Genomic DNA, 15,225 nt, shown 5'->3' on the forward strand with positions numbered 1-15,225 from the left:
GGTCCGGGGGGCTCGGCCCCCCGGGTCAGCACGCCGAAATGCTTGGGGAGGCGCAGGGCGAAGCCCGAGCACCCCAAGAAATGGAGGACCCCCGCGCCAGGGGGAGGAACGCGGGGGTCGGAGGGGATCTCCACAGGCGCTGACCGGGGGTGTGTCAGCACTTCGATTGTTGCACGAGTTGGGTGGTTGGGCGAGTGGAGAGCGGGAAATTTCCCGGTGTGGTGTCACTTTGGGCGGGGGTGACGTTCGTTCGGGTGGGGTTCGTCTCCGGGTGTGCTGATTGCGCTGCGTTGAGCGGAGCGTGGCCTCAGGTTCACTCTCCGGGGGGCTGTGTGTGGTGGCCGGTGCTGGTTAGCCTCGCGGCCAAGTTGTTGTGAGCCGTGTGGAGGGGCTATGAGCGGGTCTGTTGAAGTGCGGCAGTTCCTCCTTCGGTACGAAGGTGCCGATGGGGGGAGTGCGCCGTTTGCCGGTGCGTTGCCGGCGCAGCGGAGTGGGGCGGCGGATGCGCAGCGGGTGTCGGATGATCAGGTCCGGCGAGCTCGGCTGGCGGTGGCGCATGGGGCGTTGGGGGTTGAGGACTGTGTCGAGTTGTTGGAGATGCTGGGGTTGAACCTGGATGAGGACGGGCAGGCGCCGGTTCAGCGTTGAGCGGGTGGGTCCGGCGTGGTGCGCCGGGCCCGTCCGGTGATATTTCCGCTGGTTGTGCCGCTTTTCTGGGAGTAATTGCCGGGTGGTCGTGTGCTGTTTGACGCAGGTTTCGTAACAGTGTTACGGTTGCCGTGTCGAAAGGGGCGGACATGACGACGGTCGAAGGTGTGGCGGGTCTGGCGAACCGGATCAGGCCGGTGGTGCAGGTGCTGGGCGGCAAGTTCATGACGTCGCCGGAGTTGGCCGCGGTCGAGGCGGAGGTCGGGCTGCCGCCGCGTTCGCTGTACGTGCGGGGGCGGTCGGCGGTGCTCGGGGACGTCCCGCCGAAGGTGGCCGCGGAGCTGTTCGGCATCTTCCCGCACTGGCTGTTCGAGTACGTCCTGCCGCCGGCGACGGCCGCCCTCGACGCGCCCGCAGCGGTCCGCGCCTACACCGAGTCATCGGCACGGTGGTCGCGCGTCAGCCTTTCGGCCGTATCGGAGCCCGCCCGCTTGGCGGAGCTGCTGTTCCGGGTCGTGGACGCCGCCGACGCGAGCGGCCTCGCGCTTTTCGCAGGATGGAAGAACACCGGGCGTCCGACGGGGGACGTCGAGCGCCTCGGCTTCGCGTTGATGGTCTTCCGCGAACTGCGCGGCGGCCTCCACTTCGCCGCCTTGCGGGCGCTGGGCCTGTCGATCCCGGAGGCGGTGATCGCGGACCCGGAGGGCGGCCGCGCGCGCCTCCTGCGCACGGCGTGGCCCGAGGACGCGGCCGACGAGCTGGTGGCGTCGGCGGAGCGCAAGCCGGACCTGCGCGAACGCTGGCAGCGCGCCGAAGCGCTCACCGACGACCGGATCGGCGAACTGCTGGCGTCGGCGCTGCCGGAGCCGGAACTGGCCGAACTCGATCGCCGCCTGGCGGATCTGGCCGCGTTTGCGCAGGTCTGAGCTTCGCCGAGGGCTTAAGGAACCCCCGGTGCAAAGCGGTGGCGGCGTGCCCTATGCTTGTAATCGCTCCCAGGGGAACCTGAGAGCGCGGTCGGTCGGTCACCCGAAACCGGCCGGGCTCCCATCGTTCAGCGGCCTAGGACTCCGCCCTTTCAAGGCGGCAACGCGGGTTCGAATCCCGTTGGGAGTACGCAGTACAGTAGTGAAGCAAGGCCCTGTGGCGCAGTTGGTTAGCGCGTCGCCCTGTCACGGCGAAGGTCGCGGGTTCGAGTCCCGTCAGGGTCGCAAGATCGTTCGGCTCCTCGCCGGCGTTCCCGGCCAGGTAGCTCAGTTGGTACGAGCGTCCGCCTGAAAAGCGGAAGGTCGCCGGTTCGACCCCGGCCCTGGCCACACCTCAAAGAAGCCGTCTTGACTTCGGTCAAGGCGGCTTTCTTGTGTCTGGGGCCGATCTTGGCCGTGGCCGCCGTTGGCCGTCGCTAGTTGCACGTGTGGTGCACCGCGGGAGGGTGGCGCTAGGCCGAACGAGTGAACCCCGAGCACCCGTGTCCGGACCGGAGAGCCGGCCTCGACCACCCGGCGAACGGCAGCCCACCCGGGGCCGCCGCCCACACGCCGGGAGCCGGGCCATGCGTTACCTCCTCACCCTCCACATGAACCCCGCCCTCTGGGGCACCCTCACCGATGACCAGAAGAACGCCGTCTACGAAGGACACGGGGACTTCATCAAGCTCGTCACCGAGACCGGCGAAATGGTCGAGACCAAGGCACTCGCCGAGCCCGCCACCACCAAGACCGTCCAGGTCAAGGACGGCGTGGCGCACACCAAGACCGGCGGCTACGTCGAGTCCGAGGCCTTCCTCTGCGGCTACTACGTCGTCGACGTCGAAAGCGAAGACCGGGCCATCGAGCTGGCCGCGAAGATCCCGGACGCCCAGTACACCGCCGTCGAGGTTCGGCAGGTCGTCCACGAAGGATGACGAACCGGTCCACCATGGACCCATGACCACCGAAGGGGAATGGGGCATCGGCGCCGTCGACCTCGACGCCTACCTCGCGCGCGTCGGGCAGGCTCGGCAGGCGCCGTCCGCGGCTGCGCTCAGCGAACTCATGCGGGCTCACGTCGACGCCATCCCGTTCGAGAACGTCGACGTCGTTCTCGGGCAGCACCAAGGGATTTCGCTCGACGTCGTGAGCGCGAAACTCGTCGGGCGGCGGCGAGGCGGCTACTGCTACGAACAGAGTGGCCTCTTCGCTGCCGTCCTCGAACAGCTCGGGTACCCCGTGCACCGGCTCTCCGCGCGCGTCCAACCGCGGCGGCCCGGGCCCTACACGCACATGACCCTCGTCGTCGACGTCGACGGCGAGCAGTTCCTCGTCGACGTCGGGTTCGGAGCCGGGATCCTCGCGCCCATGCCGCTCGTCGACGGCCACGAGGTCGACCAAGCCGGGTGGCCGCACCGCATCCGGCGCAACGGCGAGTGGTGGACGCTGCAGAAGGGCGACGAGGACCTCCTCGAATTCCGCCTCAACGAGATGCACCCCATCGACTACGAGGTCTACCACCACTACACGTCCACGCACCCGAAGTCGCCGTTCACCGGGCGGCTGGTCGTCATGCGGATCGAGCCCGGCCTCGGCCGCAAGCTGCTCGGCCGCGAACTCACCGTCGAAAACCCCGATGGCCACAGCGAAACCACCACCATCACGCCCGACGAACTCGACCCGGCCCTCAAGGACCTCGGCATCGAACTGACGGCGGACGAACTGGAGCGGCTGAAGCGGGTCTACTGACCGAACAGCTCGGCCGCCGGCACCGGGCGGCCGAGGTGGTAGCCCTGCGCCTGGTCGCAGCCGAGCGCGCGGAGCAGCTCCACCTGCTCCGCCGACTCGACGCCCTCGGCGATCACTGTCAGGTCCACCGCGTGGGCCATCGCGATGATGCTCGTGACGATCGCCTCCGCGTCCCGGGACTCGGCGATCCCCGTGATGAACGAGCGGTCGATCTTCAGCGTGTCCAACGTCAGCCGGCGCAGCTGGGCAAGCGACGAATAGCCCGTGCCGAAGTCGTCGATCGCCAGCAGCACGCCCAGGGACCGCAGGGCCGCCAGCACTTCGCCGGCCGCTTCCTGGTCGCGCATCAACGCGCTTTCGGTGACCTCCAGGCACAGCGCGCCGGCCGGCAGGCCGGTGGCCGCCAGCGCGTCCTGGACCGCCGGCACCAGGTGCGGGTCGTCGAGCTGGCGGGTCGACAAATTGACCTTCAACGTCAGGTCCAGACCTTGGCGAGCGCGCCGCGAAGCGAGTTCGCGGGTCGTCGCGCGCAGCATCTCCTTGCCGATCACGTTGATCAGGTCGCTCTCCTCGGCGAGCGGGATGAACTCCGCCGGCGAAATCGGGCCCTGCCGGGGGTGCGTCCACCGCAGCAGCGCCTCCACCGCGACCATCTCGCCGGTCCGCAGGTCGACGACCGGCTGGTAAGCGGGCCAGAGCTGGCCGTCGTGGACCGCGTCGCGCAGGTCCTGCTCCATCCGCAGCCGCCGCTGCATCCGCTCGCGCAGGCCGGCGTCGAAGAAGTGGTGGCGCCCGCGGCCGAGCGTTTTCGCCTGGTACATCGCGATGTCCGCGTCGCGCAGCAGGTCCTCCGCGCTGCGGCGGTCGTCGCGGCCGACGAGCACGACGCCGATGCTCGCGTCGAGGTGCAGCTGCCGACCGAGGACGCCGAGCGGCTCGGCCAGCGCGGCCCGCAGGTGCTCGGCCAGCGCCCGGACCTCGCCCGGATCGGTGACTTCCGCGGTGACGACGACGAACTCGTCGCCGCCCAGCCGGCCGACCAGGTCGTCGCGGCCGGAGCTGCGGCGCAGGCGTTCCCCGACGATCCGCAGCACCTGGTCGCCCACCGAGTGCCCGAGCGAGTCGTTGATGACCTTGAACTTGTCCAGGTCGAGGAACAGCACGGTGACCGCGCCGCGCTCGCGGACGTCGAGCCGGCCGAGCACCAGGGTCCGGTTCGCCAGCCGGGTCAGCGGGTCGTGGGTGGCGTCGTGCGCGAGCTGCGCGCTGATCGCGCGGGTCTCGGTGATGTCGGTGAACGACGTGACCACGGCCATCGCCGCCGGGTCGTCCGGGGCGAGCAGCCGGGAGGTCAGCGACACCCAGACGTCGCGGCCGTCCGGCCGCCGCAGGCGCACGACAAGGCCGTTGTGCGTGACGCCGGTCCGCCGCGTCTGCACCGACGGCATCTCGTCCGGCGGGATCCACCGCCCGGACTCGGTGAACAGCGTCAGCGTGTGGCACGGGACGCCGAGCAGGTCGGCTTCGGCGACACCCAGGATCCGGCAGGCCGCCGGGTTCGCCGCTTCGATCAGCCCGCCCGGGCCCATCACCAGCACGCCTTCGTCGAGGGAGGCGACCACCGTGCGGTAGTTCTGCTCGGCCCGCCGCCGCGCGGTTTCGTCGGCGCAGACGAGCACGTACCCGTCGTTCATTTCAGCTGCCGAGACGCGGACGGCCAGGGGTGCCCCGTCCCGCCGCCGGTGCACCGCCTCCGCGACACCGCCGCCGCGCCGGATCTCCGGCAGGTCGAGCGGCGCGCCGACGAGCTCGCTCGCCCGCCGCCCGACGGCCTCCGCCGCGGTCCAGCCGTACACCGCCTCGGCGGCCGGGTTCCAGCTGGTCACCACGCCTTCGCCGGTGGTCGCGATCAGTGCGTCGCTGACGTGCGAGACCAGCGCGGCCTGGTAGCGGAGGGCGTCGGCGGCCGCCTTCTTCGCCGTGATGTCCCGCATGACGACCTGGTAGGCGCCTTCGCCGAGGCGCACCACCACGGTCTCGACGGCGAACTTGCTGCCGTCCAGCCGGGACATCAGCGCTTCGACCGGCTCGCTCGCCTGCCCCGGCTCGGTCAGCCGGGCGAGCTCGCCGGTCACCGCGGCCCGCGCGTCCTCGGCGACGAAGTCGGTGAACCGGCGCCCGATGACCTCGTCGGCGGACCGCGCGGCGAGTGCATCGAGGGCGGCGCGGTTGGCGTAGGTGAGGACGCCGTGCTCGTGGACACAGATCGCGTCCGGACTCAGCTCCACCAGTTCGGCGAGCGAGTCGGCCTGCATGTGCGTCCGTCCCCCGTGAAGTCGGCGTGTGGCCCGTCGATTACACCACCGACTCCCGCCCCTGCCTACCCGGCGGAATCCGGGCTCGGCCTGGGGATGCGCGCCCGCAGCCACGGCCCGCACACCAGCAGCCCGAAGTGCGCGGCGAACGCGTGGCCGAGCAGCGTGACGATCGAGTCGAGGCTCACCGGGTCGTCGCTCAGCCAGATCGCCGCGATGAACGCCTCCACCGCGGCCAGCGCAAGCAGGCGCGCTCGCCCGCGCAGCAGGAACACGAGCGCGCCGGCGGTGGTGAAGAAGCCGTAGCTGACCCCGATGTCGAGCCAGTGCCCGGCCGAGCCCGGCAGCACGTGCGCACTGATCAGGGCCATCACCGGCAGTTCGGTGACGAGCGTGGCCACGATGTGGCCGGAGAAGAACACCAGCGCCGTGCGGCGGGCGCCGAACCGGCGTTCGAGCGGCGCCACGGCGACCGCGAAGATCAGGACATACGGCAGCCAGCTTTCGCCGGGCAGCCAGAACGCGCTGCTCAGCAGCGAAGTCAGCGGCCGGCGCCACAGGTTGTGGGCGTCGGTGCTGGACAGCCGGAGCAGCCGGTCGGTCAGCGCCGGGTCGGCGAACTCGAGCAGCAGCGTCGTGCCCAGCAGGACGACCAGGTAGCCGAAGGTGAACGGCGTCGTCCTCGGGTTCGGAACGTACCGGAGCAACGCCCACGGGCTGCGGCGCGCGACGGCGATCGAGGGGACCGGCCGTTCCGCTTTCAGCAGCATGGACCGAGCTTCGGTGGTCATGCTGGGAGTATCACGAGCGTCAGCTTAGAAAACGCTGTGGATGTCACTCACCGTCGTAACTCGCATTACGTGACGAATTTTTGCCGGTGTTTCACCCGTTCGGGGGGCTTTTACGGTAAGAATACGGCCACGATGTCGGCCGAAAGGCCTCTCGGGAAGGTCTGTCGGGGTGAACGACGAGGTATCGGTCGCCGAGCTGCTCGTGCGCGAGGGCTGGGGCGACCGTCCGGGACCCGGCCAGTCACGCTGGCGGGTGGTCGCGGTGATGCTCGCCGTCATCGTGGGCTGCGGCGCGGCCGCGGCCCTGGTCGCCTTCAGCGGCAAGGAACGCCAGGACGCGTCCCCGGTCGACCAGATCCAGGTCATCCCGTTCCCGCAGCGCACCACCGGGCTGGGCGGCGCCGACCAGGCCACGGACTCGCCACCGGACGGCGGGATCGGCGGCGGCACCGGCGGCGACGTCGTCACGGCGTCGAACGAGCACCGCGGCACCGTCACCGAGGTCCCGGGCCGCGACCCGGCCACCGAACCCGGCAGCACCGGAACCGCGACACCGACCGCCACGCCGTCCGGCGCCGGCCCCACGACCTCCGGCACCGCGACGACGACACCGCCGGGCCACCCGCCGCCGTCCGGTGGTCACCCGCCGGCCCCGACCACCACGCCGCGGTCCGAACCGTCGTGCATCCTGGGGATCATCTGCTGGTGATCAGGCCAGCTGCTCGGCGAGGTCGCTGAAGTCCGCGGTGTTCCAGCGCTCCGGACGCATCACGATGGCAATGTTCTGCCCGTGCGTTCCGTCGGTCGCGTCGGTGTAGGCCTCGCTCACGCCCGGCGGCAGGTAGCGGGCCGCCATCCCGTGCCGCTCGGCCTTCGTCATCGGCCACGACTTCACCACCGGGCCCTCGACCGAGACGTACTTGTAGACGCCGTCCTGTTGCTGGACGCACAGCGCGAACCGGCCGGCCGCCTCGATCAGCCGGGCCTTCCGCGAGCCGGGTGACGTCATCACGACGACGTCGCCACCCGGCTCGTAGCGGTACCAGATCGGCGTGGTCAGCGGCGCCCGCCCGGGCTCGGCCGCGACGCTGAGCACGCCGACCTGCGGCTCGGCGAGGAACGCTTCGCGCTCGTCCTTGGTCATCTTGAGGGCCATCAGTGCTCCTTAAGGCCATCATGTTTGCCTTAAGGTTAACGCGCTGAAGCAGCTAAAGCAATTCAGTTTGCCTTAAGGTGGGCGGCCTGGACCATCGCGCGGTAGACGTCGGTGTTGTCGAGAGTCCGGCCGAGCGCCCCGGCTCCCGGCCCGCTCGCTGTCACCGGGGTGTCCGCGCCGGTGTGGTCGCCGGACGTCCAGTCCACCTTGAACCGCAGGTCCGAGCCCGGCACCGGGAACGGCCCGTCCTCGTCGCCTTCGTTCGGCCCGTCGGCGTTCTCGACGCTCAGGCCGCCGGTCTCGTGGTCGCCGCCGACGATCACCAGCGTGTCCGGGTGGGTGCGGACGAACCGCAGCACCTCGGCGACCGTGGCGTCGAGCGCCCGGCCCGCGTCGATCACCGCGTGCGCGTTGTTCTCGTGCGACATTCCGTCGATGCCCTCTTCTTCGAGGAAGAGGAAGAACCCGCGCGGGTTGGCCGACAGCGTGTCCAGGGCCTTCTTCGTCATCTGGACCAGCGGGACGCTGGGCGCGTACTTGCCGACGCCGTCCGGGCCGTAGTCGACCATGTCCTCGTTGGCGAACAGGCCGAGGATCCGCGACGAGCGCGTCCGCTGCAGCTCCTGGGCGTTGCGGACGTAGGTGTAGCCGGTGCGCTGGGCCTGCGTGACGAGGTTCCCGTACGGGCTCCGGCTCTCCTCACCGGGCTTGTCGGGCCAGGCGCCGGGCTCGCCCTTCGGGAGCCACCAGTCCTCGCCGCCGCCGAGCAGGACGTCGGGCCGGCTGTCGGCGACGTACTGCCGGGCGATGTCGCTCTGGGCGTCGCGGCTGGGCACGTGCGCGGCGAACGCGGCCGGGGAAGCGCCGGTGACCTGCGCGGTGGTGACCAGGCCGGTCGACTTGCCCGCGCGCTTCGCCTGCTCCAGCACGGTCTGCAGGGGACGACCGTGCGTGTCGACGCCGACCGCGCCGTTGCGGGTCTTGTGCCCGGTCGCCAGCGCCGTGGCCGCCGCGGCGGAGTCGGTGACGACCTCGTCCGGGTCGGCCGGGTCGGTGTGCACCAGCCCGGTGACCGGCAGCCGGTTCATCGCGAGGTCGCCGTGCCTGCCGAGGGTGGCCAGCCGGATCAGCTCGCGCTGGCCGGGGCCCATGCCGTCGCCCTGGATGTAGACGATGTTGCGCGCGGGGGCCGCGGCCGGCTCGGCCGCCGACGCCGTCACCCCGCTGCCGAACAGGACCACTGCCGCCACGAGCACTCCGGACCGCATCGCGCCTCCCAGGTTAATAGTTAGGAAACTTTCCTAACATGAGGCGCCGGGAAAGGCGAGGTCGTGACTCTAGGATGGGCGGATGACCCGACCCGGCGGCCGCAGTGCCCGCGTTCGCGACGCCGTGCACGTCGCCGTCGTCGAGCTGCTCGCCGCCGGCGAGATCGACGCGGCCATCCCGAAGATCGCCGAGCGGGCGGGTGTCAACCCGACCAGCATCTACCGGCGCTGGGGCAGCCGGGAGGCGCTGCTGCTCGACGCGGCGGTGACGCGCCTGCGGGCGACGTCACCGATCCCGGACACCGGTTCGCTGCGCGGTGACCTGCTCGGCTGGGCCGAGGGCGTCGAACGCGCGATGCGCGACCGGCACGGCCAGATCCTGCTTCGCGCGCTCGTCGCGACCCTGCGCCCGGACGAGAAGCCGCTCGAACACCTCCGTGCCCGCGGCGAAGACCTGCAGGCCACCCTCGACCGGGCCGCGGCCCGCGGGGAGCCGGTGCCGTCGGTCGACGAGGTGCTCGACTACGTCCTGGCCCCGCTCTACCTGCGCGTGCTGTTCCGGCGCCCGGTCGAGCCGGGCACCGGGGCCGAGCTCGTCGGCCGGCTGCTCAGGGCGCGTTGAGCAGGTCCGGCTCCGCGCGGCGGCCGAGGTGGTTGAACAGCAGGTTCAGCGCGAACGCGAGCACCGCCGCCAGGGTGATCGAGCTGCCGCAGATCGTCTGCAGCCAGGCCGGGAAGTGCTTGAAGAAGTCCGGCACGAACGCCGGCAGCAGGCCGACGCCGAGGGCCACCGCGACGATGAACGTGTTGTGGTTGCCGGAAAACTCGACCGTGCGGAGGTTCTGGGCCCCGACCGCGGCGACCATCGCGAACATCACGACCGCGACCCCGCCGACCACCGGTTCCGGGATGGCCGCGATGAATGCGCCGACCTTCGGCACCAGACCCATCAGCACCAGGATCCCGCCGGTCACCGCGACCACCCAGCGGCTGCGCACACCGGTCATCCGCACCAGGCCGACGTTCTGCGCGAACGCCGTGTCGGGGAAGGAGTTCATCACCCCGCCGAGCACGGCCGACACGCCGTCGGTGGCCAGGCCCCGCGCGAGGTCGGCGTCGGTGGGCGGGCGCCCGGTGAGCTCGCCGACGGCGATCATGTCGGCCGTCGACTCGGTGAACGTCACCAGCATGACCACGCACATCGAGAGGATCGCCGCGACCGGGAACGTCGGCGCGCCGAAGTGGAACGGCGCCGTGAGCCCGAACCAGCCGGCCGCGCGCAGGCCGTCCCAGTGCACCAGCCCCATCGGGATCGCGGCGACCAGCCCGATGGCCAGCGCGAGCAGCGGCCCGATCTGGTTGGCGAACCCGCGCAGCACGCGGGTGAACAGCACGAGCAGCGCGAGCACGCCGAACGCCAGCCCGAGGTGCGACGGCGCCGCGTAGTCCGCCGACGTGCTGTCGTGGCCGGCGATCATCGCCGCGCCGGGGCCGAGCAGCGAAACGCCGATGACCAGCAGCAGCGTCCCGGTGACCAGTGGCGGGAAGAACCGGATCAGCTTCGCGAACGGCCGCGCGATGAGCAGCCCGAACGCGCCGGAGGCGAGCATCGCGCCGTAGACCGCGGGCAGGCCGTACTGGGACGCGATCAGGATCATCGGGTTGACGACGGTGAACGTCGCGCCCGCGACCACCGGCAGCCGGATGCCGAGCAGCTTCCCGATGCCGACGGCCTGGATGAGCGTGGCGATGCCGGCGACCAGCAGGTCGGCGTTGACCAGCAGCCCGATCGTCGCCGGGTCGAGCTCGAGCGCGCTGCCGACGATCAGCGGCACCGCGACCGAACCGGCGTACATGATCGACATGTGCTGGAGGCCGAGGAGGGCGAGCCGCCCGGCGGGCAGGCCCCGGTCGACCGGGTGGACCGCGGATTCCGTCATGAGCGGACGGTAGCAAGCCGCGGGCGTGATGATCATGGTTCGGGGGGCGGCGCAACGGCCGGGAATGTGTGACCATCGGTGCATGACTTCGGGTGGCATTTCCCAGGTGGGCCCGCCGTTTCGCGCCGATCACGTGGGGAGCCTGCTGCGGCCCCCGGTGCTGCGCGACGCGCGAAGGCGGCACGAAAGCGGTGAGATCGGCGCGGAGCAGCTCCGCGCGGTCGAGGACGACGCGATCCGCGACGTGATCAAGATGCAACGGGCGGCCGGGCTGAGTTCGGCCACCGACGGCGAGTTCCGGCGCGGCTCGTGGCACATGGACTTCATCTACGCGCTCGGCGGCATCTCCAAGAGCGACCAGCGGCTGCACGTCAAGTTCCACAACCTGGCGGGCGACCTCGAGTTCAGCCCGCCGGGGCTGCAGGTCGACGGCAAGGTGTGGCTCGACGAGCCGATCTTCGCCGACCACTTCCGGTTCCTCCAGTCCCATGTGGACCCGGGCGTGACGCCGAAGCTGACCATCCCGTCGCCGAGCATGGTCTACTACCGCGGCGGCCGGGCCGCGGTCAGCGAGAGCGTTTACCCGGACCTCGAGGAGTTCTTCGCCGACCTCAGCGCGGCCTACCGGCAGCAGGTCACCGCGGTGCACGGCCTCGGCTGCCGGTACCTGCAGCTCGACGACACGAGCCTCGCCTACCTGAACGACCCGGCGCAGCGGGAGCTGGTCGCGCGGATGGGCGGCGACCCGGACACCCAGCACCTGCGCAACATCGCGACGATGAACGCGGCCCTCGAAGGCCGTCCCGAAGATCTCACCGTGACGACCCACCTGTGCCGCGGCAACTTCCGCTCGTCGTGGGCGGCCGAGGGCAGCTACGAGTTCGTCGCCGAAGCGCTGTTCGGCGAGCTGGCCGTCGACGGCTTCTTCCTGGAGTACGACGACGAACGCTCCGGCGGCTTCGAGCCGCTGCGGTTCGTGCCGAAGGACAAGAAGGTGGTGCTCGGCCTGGTCACCACCAAGCGGCCGGAGCTGGAGGACCCGGACGTCCTGGTGCGGCGGATCGAGGAAGCGTCCCGGTACGTCGACGTCGACCGCCTCTGCCTGTCCCCGCAGTGCGGTTTTTCCTCGACGGAGGAGGGCAACGACCTGACCGCGGACGACCAGCTGCGCAAACTGGAGCTGATCGTCTCGACGGCCGACCGCATCTGGGGCGTTCACTGATGATCACCTGCGTCGTCGACTACGTCATCGACCCGGCGAAGCTCCCCGACTTCGAGCGGTTCGCCGCCGCGTGGATGCGGCTGGTGCAGCGGGAAGGCGGCATCCACCACGGGTACTTCCTGCCGTCGGAGGGCGCGAGCGACGAAGCCCGGGCGTTGTTCAGCTTCGAAAGTCTGGCGGCGTACGAGCGGTATCGCGGGCTGTTCGGCGTGGATCCCGAGTTCATCGAAGCCGACAAGATCCGCGACGAGAGCGGGTGCGTGGTCCGGTACCGGCGCACGTTCATGCGCCCGCTGCTGCCGGACGACGAACCGGACGACGAAGAAGTGTGAGGCACCGCGCGCAGCGGCCGCCGTCGGTGGTGGATCGGGTCCTGGACCTCTTGGGCGCGTTCACCGCCGAACGGCCGCGGCTGACGCTGTCCGAACTCAGCCGCCGCGCCGGGTTGCCGCTGTCGACCACGCACCGGCTCGCCGGTGAGCTCACCCGGCGCGGTGCCCTTCTGCGCGACGAAACCGGCGCCTACCGCGTCGGGCTGTGGCTGTGGGAAGTCGCCTCCCTCGCCCCGCACGGCGCGGAGCTGCGGGAGAGCGCGATGCCGTTCCTGGAGGACCTTTACGAAGCCACGCACCAGAACGTGCAGCTCGCCGTGCTCGACGGGCCCGAGGTCGTCTACGTCGAGCGGATCTCCGGACGCGGTGCCGTCAACGTCGTGACCCGCGTCGGCGGACGGCTGCCCGCGCACGCCACCGGCGTCGGCCAGGTCCTGCTCGCGTACGCCTCCGCCGAAGCACAGGAAGAAGTTTTGGCCGGTCCGCTCAAGACGTTCACGCCCAAGACGATCGGCTCGCCCGCGCACCTGCGGCGGGTCCTGGCCGGCGTCCGGCGCGACGGCTACGCCATCAGCGACGGCCAGATCGAGCTCATCGCCCTGTCGGTGGCCGCCCCGGTCCGGGACGCCACCGACGAGGTCGTCGCGGCGATCTCGGTGGTCGTCCCGGCCGAGGGGACCGATCCGCGGACGCTCGTCCCGGCGGTGCGGGCCGCCGCGCGGGGAATCTCGCGGGTGCTCGGCGCGCCGCGGCCGGGCGGGGAACCACGCCTCGACTGACCGGGGCCCGGTGTGGTCGGATGAGATCGAGGGCTGCCGGATGGGGTGAGGAGAAGGAATGGCCACCGTGCTCGTCGTCGGTGCTGGTCAGAGCGGGTTCCAGGCCGTGGCTTCGCTGCGGGACCGGGGTTTCGAAGGCCGGGTCGTGCTGGTCGGGGACGAGCCGGGCGTGCCGTACCAGCGGCCGCCGCTGTCGAAGGCCTACCTCGCCGGGACGGCCGGGCTCGAACAGCTGCACCTGCGCGGCAAGGACTTCTTCGCCGAGAAGGACATCGAGCTGGTCTCCGGCCGGGTCGCGGAAATCGACCGCGCGGCGGCGAAGGTCCGGCTCGAAGACGGCCGCGAGCTCGGCTACGACTTCCTGGTCCTGGCCACCGGAGCCCGCAACCGGACGCTGCCGGTGCCCGGCGCGGACCTGCCGGGCGTGCTGACCCTGCGCACCCGCGACGACGCCGACCGGCTCCGCGCGTCCCTCGAACAGGCCGAACACGTCGTCGTGGCCGGCGGCGGGTTCATCGGCCTGGAGTTCGCCTCGCACGCCGGGCGCCCGGTGACGATCGTCGAGATGCAGGACAGGCTGCTCAACCGCGTCGCGACACCGGAGATCTCCGCCTACTTCGCCGACCTGCACCGCGCCGCCGGGCACACGGTGCTGCTCGGCCAGGGGGTCGCGGCCCTGCACGGCGACTCGCGGGTGCGGGAAGCCGAGCTGACCGACGGCACCCGGCTGCCCGCCGACCTGGTCGTCGTCGCCGTCGGGGTGGTCCCCGACACCGCGCTCGCCGAGGCCGCCGGGCTGCCGGTGCGCAACGGCGTCGTCGTCGACGCGCACCTGAGGACGGCGGACGAGCGGATCTTCGCCATCGGCGACTGCGCCAACTTCCCGTGCGTCCAGGCCGGCGCCGAAACCCGCCTGGAGTCGGTGCAGAACGCCGTCGACCAGGCCCGCTGCGTGGCCGCGGCGATCACCGGCGCCGAGGAGCCGTACGCCAGCCTGCCGTGGTTCTGGACCGACCAGGCGGGCGCCAAGCTGCAGATCGCCGGCCTCCTCGCGGGCGCCGACCGGACGGTGGTCGCGGGCGACCCGGCCGAGGGCAAGTTCTCCGTGCTCTCCTTCCGCGACGACGTCCTGATCGCCGTGGAGTCGGTGAACAAGCCGGCCGACCACATCGCCGCACGCCGCCTGTTCACCGCCGAGCCGAAGCCCGCGTACGCGGACCTCGAAACGAGCGAATTCGATCTGAAGGCCCACCTGAAGGCAGCGTCAACGCGCGGTTGACGCAAGGAGATCGTCAACCTACAGTTGACGGCATGACCCTGCCCTTCAGCGTCAAACTCGACGACCTCATCAACGCCATCAAGAGCAACCACGACCACGACACCCTGGCCCAGCTGACCGACGCGGTCTACCTGGGCCAGCACCTCGGCGAGGTGGCCGACCACCTGATCGGCCACTTCGTCGACCAGGCCCGGCGATCGGGAGCGTCCTGGACCGAGATCGGCGCCAGCATGGGCGTGACGAAACAGGCTGCCCAGAAGCGGTTCGTGCCGAAGGTGGACCCCGGTGGCGACCTGAGCGGGAACATCGAGCGCGTCTACGGCCGCTACACCGACCGCGCGCGGCACGTCGTCGTCGAAGCCCAGAAAGCCGCCGTCGACCACGCCAGCCCGGAGATCGACACCGTGCACATCGTGCTGGGCCTGCTGACCGAGCCCGCCGCGCTGGCGGCCGGGGCGATCCTGGCCCAGGGCGTCCAGCTGGACGCCGTCCGCGAAGCCGCCGAAGCGCGGCTGCCCGAGCCGGTCGACCCGGTGCCGAACGTGGTCCCGTTCTCCGCCGCCGCCAAGAAGACCCTCGAGCTGACCATGCGTGAAGGCCTGCGGCTCGGGCACAACTACATCGGCACCGAGCACATGCTGCTGGCCCTGCTGGAACAGGGCGAAAGCAGCGGCTTCGAGGTGCTCGACGGCCTGGGCGTCAAGAAGGACAAGGCCGAGGCGAAGATCGTGGAGGTGCTGGCGGAACTCCTCGCCGCCCGGGGGCAGTGAGGCTCCTG

The 15,225-nt window shown here is 71.0% G+C and carries 16 protein-coding genes and 3 tRNA genes; 14 read left to right on the forward strand and 5 right to left on the reverse strand.

From position 1 onward, the window contains the following. The first annotated feature begins 393 nt into the window (after nt 1–393). The 7 genes from ACWEVN_RS13860 to ACWEVN_RS13890 all read left to right on the forward strand — a co-directional run bounded on the left by ACWEVN_RS13860 (nt 394) and on the right by ACWEVN_RS13890 (nt 3,365). Complete coding sequence (locus tag ACWEVN_RS13860) at nt 394–648, forward strand: hypothetical protein (RefSeq protein ID WP_310968009.1); 255 nt, start codon at nt 394–396, stop codon at nt 646–648. Nucleotides 649–797: 149 nt separating this feature from the next. Further along, nucleotides 798–1,574, forward strand: coding sequence for an SCO6745 family protein (locus ACWEVN_RS13865; RefSeq protein WP_452051454.1), 777 nt, complete (start codon nt 798–800; stop codon nt 1,572–1,574). 117 nt (nt 1,575–1,691) lie between these two features. Further along, nucleotides 1,692–1,764, forward strand: a tRNA-Glu gene (locus tag ACWEVN_RS13870). A 21-nt stretch (nt 1,765–1,785) separates the two neighbouring features. After that, nucleotides 1,786–1,859 (forward strand) — tRNA-Asp (locus ACWEVN_RS13875). A 31-nt stretch (nt 1,860–1,890) separates the two neighbouring features. Then, a tRNA-Phe gene (locus ACWEVN_RS13880) sits at nt 1,891–1,964 on the forward strand. Nucleotides 1,965–2,200: 236 nt separating this feature from the next. Further along, a complete protein-coding gene (locus ACWEVN_RS13885) occupies nt 2,201–2,551 on the forward strand; it encodes a YciI family protein (RefSeq protein ID WP_452051455.1) in 351 nt (116 codons plus the stop codon). Nucleotides 2,552–2,573: 22 nt separating this feature from the next. Then, entirely contained in the window at nt 2,574–3,365 is a 792-nt protein-coding gene (locus ACWEVN_RS13890; protein ID WP_452051456.1) for an arylamine N-acetyltransferase family protein, read from the forward strand. Here ACWEVN_RS13890 and ACWEVN_RS13895 read toward each other — a convergent pair. After that, nucleotides 3,359–5,680, reverse strand: coding sequence for a sensor domain-containing protein (locus ACWEVN_RS13895; protein WP_452051457.1), 2,322 nt, complete (start codon nt 5,678–5,680; stop codon nt 3,359–3,361). The genes ACWEVN_RS13890 and ACWEVN_RS13895 overlap by 7 nt on opposite strands. Before the next feature lie 65 nt (nt 5,681–5,745). Beyond that, nucleotides 5,746–6,471 carry a rhomboid-like protein gene (locus ACWEVN_RS13900; RefSeq protein WP_452051458.1) on the reverse strand — a complete coding sequence of 242 codons (726 nt, stop codon included), beginning with the start codon at nt 6,469–6,471 and terminating at the stop codon, nt 5,746–5,748. A 169-nt stretch (nt 6,472–6,640) separates the two neighbouring features. On the opposite strand from ACWEVN_RS13900, the gene ACWEVN_RS13905 reads away from it, so the two are divergent. Next, nucleotides 6,641–7,180 carry a hypothetical protein gene (locus ACWEVN_RS13905; RefSeq protein WP_452051459.1) on the forward strand — a complete coding sequence of 180 codons (540 nt, stop codon included), beginning with the start codon at nt 6,641–6,643 and terminating at the stop codon, nt 7,178–7,180. Here the strand turns inward: ACWEVN_RS13905 and ACWEVN_RS13910 are convergent, their stop codons facing one another. Then, on the reverse strand, nt 7,181–7,627 hold the full coding sequence (locus ACWEVN_RS13910) for a pyridoxamine 5'-phosphate oxidase family protein (protein ID WP_449684821.1): 447 nt from the start codon (nt 7,625–7,627) through the stop codon (nt 7,181–7,183). Nucleotides 7,628–7,689: 62 nt separating this feature from the next. Beyond that, nucleotides 7,690–8,895 (reverse strand): alkaline phosphatase, encoded by a 1,206-nt coding sequence (locus ACWEVN_RS13915; RefSeq protein ID WP_452051460.1) that lies wholly within the window; start codon nt 8,893–8,895, stop codon nt 7,690–7,692. A gap of 82 nt (nt 8,896–8,977) precedes the next feature. Between ACWEVN_RS13915 and ACWEVN_RS13920 the strand changes: the two genes are divergently transcribed. Then, nucleotides 8,978–9,517 (forward strand): TetR/AcrR family transcriptional regulator, encoded by a 540-nt coding sequence (locus ACWEVN_RS13920; protein ID WP_449684819.1) that lies wholly within the window; start codon nt 8,978–8,980, stop codon nt 9,515–9,517. Here ACWEVN_RS13920 and ACWEVN_RS13925 read toward each other — a convergent pair. Then, nucleotides 9,504–10,835 (reverse strand): nucleobase:cation symporter-2 family protein, encoded by a 1,332-nt coding sequence (locus ACWEVN_RS13925; protein WP_452051461.1) that lies wholly within the window; start codon nt 10,833–10,835, stop codon nt 9,504–9,506. The two genes, ACWEVN_RS13920 and ACWEVN_RS13925, sit on opposite strands and share 14 nt — an antisense overlap. Before the next feature lie 82 nt (nt 10,836–10,917). Between ACWEVN_RS13925 and ACWEVN_RS13930 the strand changes: the two genes are divergently transcribed. From ACWEVN_RS13930 to ACWEVN_RS13950, 5 genes are read left to right on the forward strand one after another with little or no spacing between them, the layout of a single operon-like run. Continuing rightward, a complete protein-coding gene (locus tag ACWEVN_RS13930; RefSeq protein ID WP_452051462.1) occupies nt 10,918–12,057 on the forward strand; it encodes a 5-methyltetrahydropteroyltriglutamate--homocysteine S-methyltransferase in 1,140 nt (379 codons plus the stop codon). Next, the gene (locus ACWEVN_RS13935) at nt 12,057–12,389 is read left to right on the forward strand and encodes an NIPSNAP family protein (RefSeq protein ID WP_310968000.1); all 333 of its coding nucleotides are present in this window, start codon (nt 12,057–12,059) and stop codon (nt 12,387–12,389) included. Before ACWEVN_RS13930 ends, ACWEVN_RS13935 begins: the two co-directional genes overlap by 1 nt. Then, nucleotides 12,386–13,168, forward strand: a complete 783-nt coding sequence (locus tag ACWEVN_RS13940) for an IclR family transcriptional regulator (protein WP_452051463.1) — start codon at nt 12,386–12,388, stop codon at nt 13,166–13,168. The genes ACWEVN_RS13935 and ACWEVN_RS13940 overlap by 4 nt, the downstream gene beginning before the upstream one ends. Before the next feature lie 58 nt (nt 13,169–13,226). Then, nucleotides 13,227–14,447 carry an NAD(P)/FAD-dependent oxidoreductase gene (locus tag ACWEVN_RS13945; protein WP_452051464.1) on the forward strand — a complete coding sequence of 407 codons (1,221 nt, stop codon included), beginning with the start codon at nt 13,227–13,229 and terminating at the stop codon, nt 14,445–14,447. 32 nt (nt 14,448–14,479) lie between these two features. Further along, a complete protein-coding gene (locus tag ACWEVN_RS13950; protein WP_452051465.1) occupies nt 14,480–15,217 on the forward strand; it encodes a Clp protease N-terminal domain-containing protein in 738 nt (245 codons plus the stop codon). Nucleotides 15,218–15,225 lie beyond the last annotated feature (8 nt).

It is taken from the genome of Amycolatopsis sp. NPDC003861, from assembly GCF_053605405.1.